Source organism: Pseudomonas sp. Z5-35 (genome assembly GCF_051131945.1).
GTDB classification, from domain to species: domain Bacteria; phylum Pseudomonadota; class Gammaproteobacteria; order Pseudomonadales; family Pseudomonadaceae; genus Aquipseudomonas; species Aquipseudomonas marvdashtae.
This window is the reverse complement of sequence record NZ_CP071640.1, coordinates 2,822,944-2,836,104: the sequence shown is the minus strand read 5'-3', so window position 1 is coordinate 2,836,104 and position 13,161 is coordinate 2,822,944. Positions and strand designations below refer to the sequence as shown.

At 61.1% G+C, this 13,161-nt stretch carries 13 protein-coding genes; 11 read left to right on the top strand and 2 right to left on the bottom strand.

Features of this window, described 5'->3' with window-relative positions; translation table 11 throughout:
- Nucleotides 1–39: 39 nt before the first annotated feature.
- The 10 genes from J3P95_RS13065 (at nucleotide 40) to J3P95_RS13020 (ending at nucleotide 10,162) form a co-directional block, all read left to right on the top strand.
- Nucleotides 40–1,122, top strand: coding sequence for a 4-oxalomesaconate tautomerase (locus J3P95_RS13065; RefSeq protein WP_434581075.1), 1,083 nt, complete (start codon nucleotides 40–42; stop codon nucleotides 1,120–1,122).
- A 55-nt stretch (nucleotides 1,123–1,177) separates the two neighbouring features.
- Nucleotides 1,178–2,482: a CitMHS family transporter gene (locus J3P95_RS13060; protein ID WP_434581076.1), complete on the top strand. Its 1,305-nt coding sequence runs from the start codon at nucleotides 1,178–1,180 to the stop codon at nucleotides 2,480–2,482.
- Between the two features lie 94 nt (nucleotides 2,483–2,576).
- Entirely contained in the window at nucleotides 2,577–3,830 is a 1,254-nt protein-coding gene (locus tag J3P95_RS13055; RefSeq protein ID WP_434581078.1) for an OprD family porin, read from the top strand.
- Between the two features lie 116 nt (nucleotides 3,831–3,946).
- Nucleotides 3,947–4,651 carry a heavy metal response regulator transcription factor gene (locus J3P95_RS13050; RefSeq protein WP_434557265.1) on the top strand — a complete coding sequence of 235 codons (705 nt, stop codon included), beginning with the start codon at nucleotides 3,947–3,949 and terminating at the stop codon, nucleotides 4,649–4,651.
- Complete coding sequence (locus tag J3P95_RS13045) at nucleotides 4,651–6,024, top strand: heavy metal sensor histidine kinase (RefSeq protein WP_434581080.1); 1,374 nt, start codon at nucleotides 4,651–4,653, stop codon at nucleotides 6,022–6,024. Before J3P95_RS13050 ends, J3P95_RS13045 begins: the two co-directional genes overlap by 1 nt.
- Nucleotides 6,025–6,187: 163 nt before the next feature.
- On the top strand, nucleotides 6,188–6,448 hold the full coding sequence (locus tag J3P95_RS13040; RefSeq protein ID WP_434557263.1) for a DUF2790 domain-containing protein: 261 nt from the start codon (nucleotides 6,188–6,190) through the stop codon (nucleotides 6,446–6,448).
- Nucleotides 6,449–6,493: 45 nt separating this feature from the next.
- Nucleotides 6,494–7,552, top strand: a complete 1,059-nt coding sequence (locus J3P95_RS13035; RefSeq protein WP_434581081.1) for an oxidoreductase — start codon at nucleotides 6,494–6,496, stop codon at nucleotides 7,550–7,552.
- A 67-nt stretch (nucleotides 7,553–7,619) separates the two neighbouring features.
- On the top strand, nucleotides 7,620–8,942 hold the full coding sequence (locus J3P95_RS13030; RefSeq protein ID WP_434557261.1) for an NTP/NDP exchange transporter: 1,323 nt from the start codon (nucleotides 7,620–7,622) through the stop codon (nucleotides 8,940–8,942).
- 92 nt (nucleotides 8,943–9,034) lie between these two features.
- Nucleotides 9,035–9,727 (top strand): type 1 glutamine amidotransferase domain-containing protein, encoded by a 693-nt coding sequence (locus J3P95_RS13025; protein ID WP_434557260.1) that lies wholly within the window; start codon nucleotides 9,035–9,037, stop codon nucleotides 9,725–9,727.
- Nucleotides 9,728–9,730: 3 nt separating this feature from the next.
- Nucleotides 9,731–10,162, top strand: coding sequence for a DUF1810 domain-containing protein (locus tag J3P95_RS13020; protein ID WP_434557259.1), 432 nt, complete (start codon nucleotides 9,731–9,733; stop codon nucleotides 10,160–10,162).
- On the opposite strand, the gene J3P95_RS13015 is transcribed toward J3P95_RS13020, so the two are convergent.
- Both J3P95_RS13015 and J3P95_RS13010 read right to left on the bottom strand, forming a co-directional pair.
- Nucleotides 10,108–11,340: an MFS transporter gene (locus tag J3P95_RS13015; RefSeq protein ID WP_434581082.1), complete on the bottom strand. Its 1,233-nt coding sequence runs from the start codon at nucleotides 11,338–11,340 to the stop codon at nucleotides 10,108–10,110. The genes J3P95_RS13020 and J3P95_RS13015 overlap by 55 nt on opposite strands.
- 34 nt (nucleotides 11,341–11,374) lie before the next feature.
- Nucleotides 11,375–12,004, bottom strand: coding sequence for a TetR/AcrR family transcriptional regulator (locus tag J3P95_RS13010; RefSeq protein WP_434581084.1), 630 nt, complete (start codon nucleotides 12,002–12,004; stop codon nucleotides 11,375–11,377).
- 109 nt (nucleotides 12,005–12,113) lie between these two features.
- Between J3P95_RS13010 and J3P95_RS13005 the strand changes: the two genes are divergently transcribed.
- Nucleotides 12,114–13,121: an NAD(P)-dependent oxidoreductase gene (locus tag J3P95_RS13005; protein ID WP_434581086.1), complete on the top strand. Its 1,008-nt coding sequence runs from the start codon at nucleotides 12,114–12,116 to the stop codon at nucleotides 13,119–13,121.
- Nucleotides 13,122–13,161 lie beyond the last annotated feature (40 nt).

Genomic DNA, 13,161 nt, shown 5'->3' with positions numbered 1-13,161 from the left:
ACATCAATTATCCAGATTGATCAACAAGAGTTAATGTTCATGAAACGAATTCCTTGTGTGCTGATGCGCGGCGGTACGTCAAAAGGCCCGGTGTTTCTCGCCTGGGACCTGCCGGTCGCCATCGCCGAACGTGACGAGCTGCTGATCAACCTGATGGGGTCCGGCCACGAACTGGAAATCGACGGCATCGGCGGCGGCAGCCCACAGACCAGCAAGGTCGCGATTGTCAGCCCATCGCTGCACCCCGAAGCCGATGTCGATTATCTGTTCGTCCAGGTCATGGTTTCTCAGCGCCGGGTCGACACCGCGCCCAACTGCGGCAACATGCTCTGCGCCGTCGGCCCGTTCGCCATCGAGCAGGGGCTGGTCAAGGCTACCGGCGACCTGACTCGGGTGCGTATTCGCAACCTCAATACCGGGACGTTCGTGAATTCCGACGTGCACACTCCTCGGGGCAAGGTCAGCTATGAAGGCGACACCGCCATCGACGGCGTGCCCGGCACTGCCGCTCCGGTGCAACTGACCTTTCTCGATGCCGCGGGCAGCAAGACGGGGAAACTCTTCCCGACCGGGCAACCCCTGGACATGATCGACGGCATTGCGGTGACCTGCATCGACATGGCGATGCCGATGCTGATCGTCGAGGCCAGCCAACTGGGCAAGCGCGGTGATGAAAGCCCCGCTGAACTTGACGCTGACAAGGCATTCATGCAGCGCCTGGAGTCCTTGCGGCTCAAAGCCGGCCTGGCGATGGGCCTGGGTGATGTCAGCGACAAGGTGATTCCCAAGCCGGTCCTGGTGTCGCCGCCCACATCTGGCGGAACCCTCCAGGTGCGCTACTTCATGCCCCACAACTGTCATCGCGCCTTGGCGATCACCGGCTCCATCGGTATCGCGACAGCTTGCGTGACCGACGGCAGCGTCGCGGCCAACCTGATCGGTGGCGTCAGCGAGCCGCGTTTGCAGCAGGTTCGCATCGAGCACCCCAGCGGTGGTATCGATGTGGTGTTGTCCTACACCGGTGAAAAGGGTGAGACCATTCGAGCCTCGGTGGTACGCACCGCCCGCCGACTTTTCTCAGGTTTCGTCTACGCCAAGGTTTCCCGGCGCATGGCCGGATAGCCAGGCAGACCTCGTCATTGCATCAGCGACTCAATAACAACAAGAGATCTGACATATGCTCGCTTTACTTGGCTTGGCCATGGTGGTGGTCTTCACCTTCCTGATAATGACCAAACGGCTGTCGCCCATCGTCGCCCTGACGGTGGTGCCGATCATCTTTGCGGTGCTTGGCGGCTTTGGCGGGACCACCGGCAAGATGATGCTGGATGGCTTGAAGATGGTCGCACCGTCGGCGGCACTGCTGTTGTTCGCGATCCTGTTCTTCGGCCTGATGATCGACGCCGGTCTGTTCGATCCGCTGATCCGCAAGATTCTCAAGCGGGTCAATGGCGACCCGATGAAGATCGCCGTGGGCACGGCATTGTTATCGCTGTTGGTGGCGCTGGACGGCGACGGCACGACAACCTACATGATCACCTGTGCCGCGATGCTGCCGCTGTATAAACGCATCGGCATGAACCCGATGATCCTGGCGACCGTTTCCATGCTCTCGTTGAGCATCATGAGCGGCATGACCCCTTGGGGCGGCCCGGCGACTCGTGCCATCGCAGCGCTGGGCCTGGATGCCGGTGAGTACTTCGTGCCGTTGCTGCCGACCATGATCGGTGGGGCCGCATGGGTGGTGTTCACGGCATTCCTGTTGGGCCGTGCCGAGCGCAAGCGCATTGGCAACGTTCAGCTGCAAAGCGGCGGCGGCAACTGCTACATCAATGCGATCATGGAAGACACGCCACACAAGCGCCCGAAACTGGCCTACGTCAATCTGCTGTTGGTGATCGCCGTGATGGTCGCGCTGGTAATGGGGATCATGCACTCGGCGATCCTGTTCCTGATCGGTTTCGTCCTGGCGCTGATGATCAACTATCCGCAACTGGATATTCAGAAGGAGCGCATCCTCGCTCATTCGGGCAACGCCATGACCGTGGTCTTGCTGGTGTTCGCAGCAGGGATCTTCGCCGGGATCTTCTCCGGGACAAAAATGGTCGATGCGCTGGCGCAGACCCTGGTCGACTGGATTCCCCCGTCCTGGGGGCATCTGTTCCCGCTGGTGGTGGCGATTACCAGCATGCCGCTGACTTTCGTATTGTCCAACGATGCCTATTACTTCGGCGTCGTGCCGATCCTTGCCAATGCTGCCGCGGCGTATGGCATTCACCCGGTGGAAATCGCCCGGGCTTCCATTCTCGGCCAGCCGGTGCACCTGATGAGTCCGTTGGTGGCTTCGACGCTCCTTCTGGTGGGCATGGTCGACCGTGATCTCGGCGATTTTCAGAAAGCCACGATCAAATGGGCGGTGCTCACCTCCCTGGTGATTACCGCACTGGCCCTGCTGACCGGGGCGCTGACGCTGTTTTCCTGATTCACCCCAGACAACCCTCTATTCCTTGCCTGACGCTCCCGCCCGCGGGAGTGCGCTGGCGTGCGTGCCTGATAACAACAATGAGAAAGTCGACATGAGTATTTACCTGACCCACAGGGCTTTGTTTCCATTCTTTGGGCTGTTGCCACTGGCCACGGCCAACGCCGAAGGATTCATCGCCGACAGCAAGCTGAAGTTGCAACTGCGCAACGTTTACTTCAACGAAAACTTTCGCGATGAGCACGGCATGAGCGCACGGTCGGCGAGGACCGCTAAGAGTGAACGGACCGAATGGGCCCAGGGTTTTCTGTTGGATTACCAGTCCGGCTACACGCCAGGTACCCTCGGTTTCGGCATCGATGCCCTCGGCCTGCTCGGGGTCAAGCTCGACTCCGGGCGTGGCCGCAGCGGCACCGGGCTGCTACCGGTGCATGACGACGGTCGCGCCGCCGATCAGTTTGCCAGCGCGGGCATGACCGCCAAGGCCCGCGTCGCCAAGACCACGATTAAATACGGCACCTTGTTGCCGAAGAATCCGGTGCTGATCTACAACGATGCGCGCCTGTTGCCCCAGACCTACCAGGGGACCCAGGCCAGCAGCAACGACATTGACAACCTCACCCTCACCGGCGGGCACCTGGAGCGTTTCAAACTGCGGGACTCGAGCGACAGCATGCCGATCGTGCCCGACGGCTATGGCGGCGACCAGTCAGGCGACTTCAGTTATGCCGGCGCTGACTACAAGCTCGGGAAGACGGTGCGCTTGAGCTACTTCTTTGGCGAGCTCGAGAACTTCTATCGGCAGAATTTTGCCGGTATCCAACATGACCTGCCGCTGGGCGCCGGTGTGCTGACCAGCGACCTGCGCTACTTCAACAGTGCCGATTCGGGCTCGGCCTACGGCGGAAAAGTCGATAACGACATGCTCAGCGGTCTGCTCTCGTACGCCGTCTCCGGCCACACACTCAGCGCCGGCTATCAAAGGCTCAGCGGGGAAGGGGGCTTGCCTTACATCAGCGGCGCCACCGTCTATTCCTTCAGCAACGCCGGGATCGGCAAGTTTATCGAAGAAGACGAAAGGACCTGGATGCTCGGTTACGGCTACGACTTCGCTCGCCTCGGCGTGCCCGGCCTGACGTTTTCCAGTCGTTACCTCAGCGGCAACGATGGCAAGTCCAACACCGCCGTGAAGGAATGGGAGCGTGACGCAGAAATTGCCTATGTGGTGCAGCAAGGCAACTTCAAGGGGCTGGGCGTGAAACTGCGCAACTATGTCTATCGCTCGGATTTTTCACGGGGACGCGATAGCAACCGTCTCTACCTCACTTATGATGTGGCGCTTTGGTAGGTTCATGATCGCCACCGCGCCATTTCTGACAAGAATGTCAGGAAGCGGTCAGCCTCCAGACACCTTTGCTGTCTAGACTCTGTAGGTTGCCCCCGTTTCCGGAGAGGAATTACTTGATGCGTCTGCTCATTGTCGAGGACGAAGAAAAGACGTCCTCCTACGTCCATCGCGGCTTGAGCGAGCTCGGCTACATTGTCGATGTCGCCACCAATGGCATCGATGGCCTGCACTATGCACTGGAGATGGATTACGACGTGGTGATCCTCGACGTGATGCTGCCGGGCAAGGATGGCTACGGCGTGCTGCAGGGCCTGCGCTTGCACAAGAAAACCCCGGTGATCATGTTGTCGGCCAGGGGCACGGTGGACGATCGTGTCCGCGGGCTGCGAGAGGGCGCCGATGACTACCTGGCCAAACCTTTTTCCTTTGCCGAGTTGGTAGCGCGCGTCCAGGCCTTGATCCGACGTCGCGCCGATGACAGCGCCGACCCGACGCACTTGCGCATCGACGATCTGGAAGTCGACCTGCAAGCACGCAAGGTGACGCGTGGCGGCGTGCGGCTGGACCTGACGGCCAAGGAGTTCTGCCTGTTGAGCCTGCTGGCACGGCACCAGGGCGAAATTCTTTCCAAGTTGATGATTGCCGAACAGGTCTGGGACATGAACTTCGACAGCGACGCCAATGTGGTCGAGGTCGCGATCAAGCGCGTGCGGGCCAAGGTTGACGCGCCGTATCCGCGCAAGCTGCTGCACACCGTCCGGGGCATGGGCTATGTGTTGGAGAGTCGTGAGGCCAGCGACCGGCAAGTCGGTGCGCAGTGATGAAAGGATCGATAGCCAAGCGGCTTGCCCTGATGTTTGCCCTCGCGGTCACGCTCATCACCGCCGTGAGCGCGACGCTGTTGCGCTGTTCCTTGAAGCAATCGCTTGAAGACCAGATGCAAAACGAACTGACCCTGCGCCACTCCGTACTCGACCCCGTGCTCGCGAAATATGATTCGCCGGAATTCTGGGTAGGCTTGCGCCAGAAGCTCGATGGCCTGACGCCTGCGGACGAGCGGGTGCGTTATTGGGTCCTGGCCGACAACCCGGCCTACAGTTATGGCGGCGCGATGCCGGACGGCCAGGATTGGTCCAAGCGCCCGGATGGTTTTTCCTCCGTCGAGGTGCCTGGCCGGAATCGGCCGATGATGCTGATGGTCGAGACCATCGCAGCGATGGGTAGCCGACCGGAGGTGCGCTTTATCGTCGGGCTCGATTCAACGCCGTTCATGAAGACCCTGGACAATTTCACCAAGACCTTGGTCCTGACGTCGGCGCTCGGCGTCGTGCTAGTGGCGCTGCTGGGCTACTGGATCGCGCGTTTCGGCCTGGGGCCGGTCAGGCGCCTGAGTCGTCAGGCCAACAGCCTGCCGCCCGGGGACTCGAAGCAGCGGCTGGACACCGAGGCGCTGCCAGGGGAATTGCAGGAATTGGCCGTGTCATTCAATGGCGCCCTGGCGCGCCAGGAAGCAGCCTGGTGCCAGCTCGAAGGGTTCAACGCCAATGTCGCCCATGAACTGCGCACGCCGCTGACCAACCTTATCGGCCAGACCCAGGTTGCGTTGGCCCATGGGCGGGACGTGAACGAGCTTCAGGATCTGTTGCAGTCAAACCTCGAAGAGCTGGAACGGATGGGCACCATCGTCAACGACATGCTGTTCCTGGCAGGTGCCGAAAGTGGGCAGCGGGCAACCGAGCTGAGTCATGTCTCGCTGAATGAAGAGGCGTCGAAGACGGTGGAGTATCTGGAGCCGGTCCTGCACGACAAGCAGCTGAGCGTGGTGATCCAGGGCGACATGCAGGTGTGCATCGACCGACGCCTGTTCCATCGCTCCCTGGCCAATCTGATTCAGAACGCGGCGCGCTACGCGGTGCCGACCAGCACCATCACCGTGAGTCTGGTCAGCCATGGCATGCAGGCTGAAGTGAGCGTTTCCAACGCCGGCGAGCCGATTGACAATGTGCACCTGGAGCGCTTGTTCGAGCGCTTCTATCGAGCCGACGCCGCCCGGGCGCGAAGTGATGCGCACCACGGCCTGGGACTTTCCATCGTGCGGGCGGTGGCCTCCATGCACGGAGGCCGTGTGTTCGCCCATAGCAAGAACGGCCTCAATACCTTCGGTTTTTCCCTGACAAGCCAGGCAGCGCGCTAGCCGCCGCCACACCCTCTGCGGGCGCTTTTGTATCCCGCGCAAGCCGGCGCTTTCCCCGCGCCGGCGTTTGACATGTTCCTGTCAGTCGCCAGTCACCTTGACGTCAGCGTCCCCCTCCTAGAGTGCTAACACCATCCCGGTAAAGGCAGTCGTGGAGTCAACCATGAACATCCAGAATTTTTCGATCGTCAGCCTGCTGGCGGTCATTTCCTTGAGCGGTTCACCTCTGTTTGCCAAAGAACAAGCGCAACCACCGGCCTACGAGTACGGCATGCCCCTGGACGTCGCCCAGGCCATTCGTATCGAGGCGCCGCAATCGCCTGTGTGCGAAGTGGTGCCGGCAAAGATGACCTATGTGGATACGCACGGCGAAATCCGCCAGGTCAGTTTTCTGCAACTGGCTGATGCGTGCGCCATCCAGTGAGCGCCGGCCGTGTCGTTTAATTCTTTAAATAGAGAGCATTCAACCATGTGGAATAGAACAACAAGCTTCGGCGCAATCAACTTCAAGAACCGCACCAGTGCGCTGATGAGACTGGCCCGGACGCTGGCCGCCGGCGTCGCGCTGCTCAGCGCCATAAGCATTGAGGCTTCGGCTCGAGTTGCCCCGAAACCCGACTGGTCGACCGACGACATGCCATCCCAGAAGGGCCGGATCGTGCTGATCACCGGCGGCACCAGCGGCATGGGTTATGAGGATGCGCTGGCGCTGGCGCGCGCCGGTGCCGAAGTGATTATCGCGGCGCGCAATCCAGAACGCGGCGCCGAGGCCATTGCCCGGATCCAGCAGTCGGTGCCCGGCGCCAAGGTGCAATTCGAGGCCGTGGACCTGGCCAATCTCTCATCCGTGCGCGGCCTAGCCCAACGCCTTAATCAGAAGCTGCCGCGCCTCGACGTGCTGATCAACAATGCCGCCATCATGTCGCCGCCCGAACGCGGCACTTCGGCGGACGGTTACGAACTGCAGCTGGCGACCAATTACCTGGGACATTTTGCCCTGACCGGCCTGCTGGTGCCGCTCTTGCGTCAAAGCGAGGACGCCCGGGTGGTAAGCCTTTCAAGCATTGCAGCGGCGCGCGGCACGGTGAATTTTGATGACCTTCAGGCCGAGCAGAAGTACGACCCGTATGTGACCTACGCGCAGTCGAAACTGGCGATCCTGCATTGGTCCTTTGCGTTACAACAGCGCAGTGACGCCCAAAAGTGGGGGATTCGCAGCATTGCCGCGCACCCAGGCGTTGCGGTCACCGAGTTGATTGCGCGCGGTCCGGGCCTCAACAGCGAGTTCGGTCAGCGCTGGGCTAAGGACCGCGACGTGTACCACTCAGCGGCGCAAGGCGCACTGCCCACGCTGTATGCCGCCACGGCGCCGCAGGCCGTGGGCGGTGCTTATTACGGCCCGACGGGGGACGAGGAGAAACGCGGTCCGCTGGGCTTCGCCAAGACGCCCGTCGCGGCGACCGACGTAGCGGATGCCGAGCGGCTATGGGCGGTCTCCGAACGGTTGACCGGCGTTATCTATCCCTGATGCCGCCTCGGGCACGGTCTCGTTCCGTGCCCATCCCTCTGGTCCGTAGCTGTTTTTTGGAGTTCCCATGCGTACGCCTTCCTATCTGCATCGGCTGAGCCTCGCCCTGAATGCCCGCGACGGTGAACTGCGCCCGGCGCTGTGCGGCTTTTTGCTGTTCCTGTGTCTGTTCACCGGTTATTTCATGCTGCGTCCGATCCGCGAATCGATGGGTATCGCGGCGGGGGTGGAGAACCTGCAATGGCTGTTCACCGCGACTTTCCTGGCCATGCTGGTGGCGGTTCCGCTATTCGCTTGGCTCAGTGCCCGAGTGCCGCGCCTGCGCCTCATCGACTGGGTGTACGGCTTCTTCGGCTTCAACCTGCTGATGTTCGTCGAGGTCTTCCAGTTCCAGCCGGACAGCATCTGGCTGGCGAGGGTCTTTTACGTCTGGATTTCGGTCTACAACCTGTTCGTGGTGTCGGTGGCCTGGAGCTTGATGGCGGATGTCTTCGACAGCGAGCAGGCCAAGCGTTTATTCGCCTTCATCGCGGCGGGCGCCAGCATCGGCGGTCTGCTGGGGCCGGCCCTGAGTGCGTTGTTCATCGAGGCGATCGGTGCGTCAGGCTTGATGCTGCTGGCGGCCTTGCTGCTCGGTGTCACGCTGGTATTGAAGCGGGCCCTGATGAGTTGGCGAGAAACGGGCGGGGCCGGCCGACCTGGCGCGGCGCCGACGCAAAGCCCCCGACAGCCATTGCAGGGCAACCCGTTCAGTGGTTTGACGGCGGTGTTCCAGTCACCTTACCTGCTGGGGATCGCCGGCTTCGTGGTGCTGTTGGCGACGGTCAGCACCTTTCTCTACTTCGAGCAGGCGCGCCTGGTGGCCGAGCTCTACCCGGACCGCGCCTCGCAAGTTCGCATCTTCGGCACCATCGACATCATCGTCCAGGCGGGCGCGTTACTGTCCCAACTGTTCATCACCGGTCGTATCGCGCCGAAGCTGGGGATCCGCGCACTGTTGGCCATCGTGCCGTTGCTCATGTGCATCGGCTTCGTCGGTCTTGCATTGGCGCCTGGATTTGCGCTGCTTGCGACATTGATGATCATTCGACGCATCGGCGAGTACGCGTTCGTGCGGCCGGGCAGGGAAATGCTCTTCGCGCCGCTGGATGCCGAGAGTAAATACAAGGCCAAGAACTTCATCGACACCGTGGTTTATCGCGCCGGTGACGCCATGAGTGGCTGGGCCAAGAGTCTTCTCGACATGCTGGGGCAGGGCGCCGGTATGGCCGCAATGGTGGGGGCGTGTTGCGCGTTGCTGTGGGGCTACCTGGGCTGGCAACTGGGCCGTAAGGCCGACTATGCCGCTTCACGGGAGCTGCGTTTGGCGGCGATTTCGGCCAGGGCTTGAAGAACGTTTTTGAACGTCCATCCCCACACAGCCTCTGACAGTAATGCAGGGCGAACGCACTTCGCCCATTCACACTCGGAGGATAGGCTCACATGAAGATTCTAATGGTCCTTACATCTCACGATCAGTTGGGCGACACCGGCAAGAAGACCGGTTTCTGGCTGGAAGAATTTGCCGCGCCCTATTACGTGTTCGTCGACGCCGGGGCCACGGTCACGCTGGCTTCTCCAAAGGGCGGCCAACCGCCGCTGGACCCCAAGAGCGATGAAGCGGATGCCCAGACCGATGCGACTCGCCGCTTCGGTGCCGATACCAAGGCCCAAGCGGCATTGGCCAACACGCTGCCACTGGGCGAGGTCGACCCCTATGATTTCGATGCCGTGTTCTATCCAGGAGGCCACGGGCCCCTTTGGGATCTCGCCGAGGACACCGATTCCAAAACGCTCATCGAAGCCTTCTATGCCTCGAACAAACCCATCGCGGCGGTTTGTCATGCCCCTGGCGTGTTGAAGAACGTCAACGCACCGGACGGGCAACCCGTGGTGAAAGGCAAGAAAGTCACCGGGTTCACCAACTCCGAGGAAGAGGCGGTGGGGCTGACGCACGTGGTGCCGTTCCTGGTGGAGGACATGCTCAAGGCCAAGGGCGGCGAGTATTCCAAAGGCGCGGACTGGGCGAGCTATGTAGTCGAGGACGGGCACCTGATCACCGGCCAGAATCCTGCATCTTCCGAAGCCGCTGCCGAGGCGCTGCTCAAGCGGCTGGAGCGGGAACAGACGGCCTGAGCCATGCAGGATACTTTCAATCTGTCCCGTTTCGTCGAGGCCCAGCGCCCGGTGTTCAGTCGAGTCATGGAGGAGCTGCGCGCGGGCCGCAAGACCAGTCACTGGATGTGGTTCGTCTTTGCGCAATTGCAGGGACTCGGACGTTCCGAAATGGCCGGACGCTTCGCGATTTCCGGCCCTGCCGAGGCTCGCGCCTATCTACAGCACGCGTTGCTCGGCCCCCGACTGGAGGCGTGCGTTGAAGCCGTTTTGCAGCACCGAAGGCTGAGTGCCGGGCAGATATTCGGCTCGCCCGATGATATGAAATTCCGCTCGTGCCTGACGCTTTTCACGAGTGTCCCGTCCGGATCCCCGGTGTATCAACAAGCGCTCGACCTGTTTTATTCGGGTGAACCGGACCGCAAGACGCTGCTCTTGCTTGGGCAGTCGGTGTGAAGTGGCGCCTTCGCAAACCACCACAGCGCGGCGCCCCCCAGAAGCGTGGTCAGCACGGCGAGGATCAGGATCACCTGCTGCGTGCCCAAAGGCGAGGCTAGCAACGCTACCAGCAAACCGGCTAGAGGCTGCGACAGGTTATTGAGCAACGTGATCACGCCTACGGTCTTGCCGAAATCCTGAGGCGGTATGACCTGTTGCCGGATCGTGCGCATGTAGACGTTGAACATCTTGTCGAAACCGACAATCAACAGGAACCCTAAGACGTAGCCGAACAGGTTCGGACTCAGGGCACTGATGAAGGCGCCAGCGGCGATCATTGAGTAGCCGACGCCACCCAGGACCCGCAGTGGCAGGGCCACTCGGGCGAGAAAGAACAGGATCACGATCGTGGTCACGGCGCCCGCCGCCTGTAAGCCTGCATAGTTGTCCTTGCCGGCGCTGTACTCGCCGATCACCATGGCCGCCGAGGTGGCCATGGTGACGCCAACGATCAGGTTGACGCCTACCGCCAGGGTGATGATTTTCTTCAACTGCGCCAGATTGCCAATGTGCCCGAAGGCGATCCGCAGCGGTTGCAGCCAAATGTCCTCATGCTGCTCGAACGTCTCCAGGGTAATGCGGCTGAGGCGTTGCCACACCCGCATGCTCAGGTCCGCCAGGAGGAACAGCCCGGCGATCCACAGCACCACCCAATGCCAGGCCCACACGTCCAGCATCAATGCTGCGACCAGGGGGCCAAGGACCAGTCCGGTCTGGTCGGCGATCTGGGAGTAAGACAAGGTCTTGGTGTAGCTATAGTGCTGGAAGATATGCGGCATCAGTACTTCGCGAGCCATGATGCCTTGGGTAGTCAGCACGCCGCACACGGCTGATAGCACCACAAGCCAAGCGATGCCACCGAAGACTCCATAGAGCGCCATCGCCAGTACGCAAAGCAGCGCTCGATAGACCTGGCTGATGTGCAGGATCCTGATCGGCGAGTACTTGTCGCACAAGGCGCCACATAACGGAAACGCGAGGAACCGCGGCAGTGACTCGACGAAAAACGCCAATCCGGCCCAGGAAGCGCTGTTGGTGGTCTGGAACACCACCAGCGGCACGATGAACAGCAAGATCTGATCCGCCAGCCTCGACAGAAACAGGGAAATGAAGAAAGCCAGGTAATCCTTACGCATGGAGACGTCCTTGAGGTATTGATCAAGCCTGTTGCTACGAAAGGGGCCTTGCTCGGTTCGAACCCAAGACGCCCCGGATCAGCGAAGCGAACGCTTCAATGACTTCGTCCTCGCCATGGCGCCCCCTGACCAAGGCAGCGGAAAGCGCTTCTCCCGCACCAACCAGCCCAATGCAGCAGCGCTCAAGCTCGACGGCGGGCAACGTTGCGTGAGGCGCGAGCACGCTGACGAACATCTGCACGCAATTATCCAGCAGTTCCTGAAAAACCGCTGCCTTCTCTTCGCTGCCGGCCAGGGCAGCGCCTACCGCATGAAATTCGTCGGTATTGTCCGCAGCGCACTGGATGTAGGCACCGGCCAGGACTTGAGCTGTCTCCTGCGGGCTATGCGCAGTGTTGGCCATCGCCTCACGAAAAGCGCTGACCCGCTCGGTATCGATCCACTTGTAGAGTTCGATCAGCAGGCCCGAACGAGTGCCGAAATGATCGTACACGACCGGCTTGGACACGCCAGCGCGAACGGCAAGATGTCCCAGGGTCAAGCGGTCTGCGTTTTCCTCGCGCACGATCAGCAAGGCGGTGTCGAGCAACTGCTTGCGCCGTTCGGCTTTCGAAAGCCGACGGGGCGATGAATCGGTGGAGGAAGGCTCGATTTTTTTCTGCACGTTGTCGTTCCAAATCAATAAACCTACCAATGGTAGGTGGAAGTCCGTGATGTTGTGCTAGTTTACCTACTAACAGTAGGTTTTGATCCGGAAACGAGGAGAATTCGCAATGTCACTTGATCCTATCTTGTTCATGGGCGGCTCTGGCGCCATTGGCCATCATACTGCCCGCGCCTTGCGCGCGATCCATCCTGACGTGCCGCTGTTGATTGGCGGTCGCGATCTTGCCAAGGCCCAGCGGGTCGCCGAGCAAATGGGTGGGGCACAGGGCGTGGTCATTGACTCCGCCGCCGACGACTTGGGCCTAGGCGACCGCCCGATCAGCGCCGTCGTGGTTTTTTATATGGACCACGCGCTTGCTGGATTGCGTTATGCGCAGAAACGGCGGGTGCCGCACCTCAGCATTTCCTCCGGAGTCTTCGAGATCGCGCCGGAAATCGCAATGTATATGCACACGCCTGGCGCCTCGCCGATTGTCCTTGGTTACGAGTGGATGGCAGGCGCGACGACCGTATCGGCGCTGAGCATTGCGCGAGCATTCAGCCGGGTCGACGCTATCAGTATAAACGCGCTGGTCGACGAGCAGGACACCGGCGGCCCGACCGTCGCCAGCGATTTTGAGCACCTTAATAAAATGCTGCCAGCGGCACTGACACGGCGCGACGGTGTGTTCGTCTGGCGCGAAGGCGAGGATGCCAAGGGCAGGTTCCAGGCGGTAGACGGCACGGAAATCGAAGCGGCCGGTTTCTCGTCCATCGACGTCGCCGGGCTGGCCGTCGCGACGGGCGCCGCCAACGTCCAGTTCAACATTGGCATCGGCGTCAGTTCAACCCGACGCCAGGGTAGGCCGATGTCGACCGAGATCATTATCGAACTCGCGGGCGAAGGCCTGAAGGGCGAGCCGCTGCGCACACGTCATGCCGTGATCCACCCTGCGGGTACGGCGCCACTGACCGGCCTCAGCGTCGCCATGCTCCTGGAGCGCCTGACTGGGGTGGACGGCCAGCCACCGACTTCACCGGGGCTCCATTTTCCTTATCAATTGCTGAACGCTGAGGTGTATCTGGAGCGCCTCAAGGAAGAGGGCGGGGAGTTGCGCCAGTTGCAGGTGTACTGACTTGTAAAACAACCGCCAAAAGGCGAGGGCGGCTACTGCT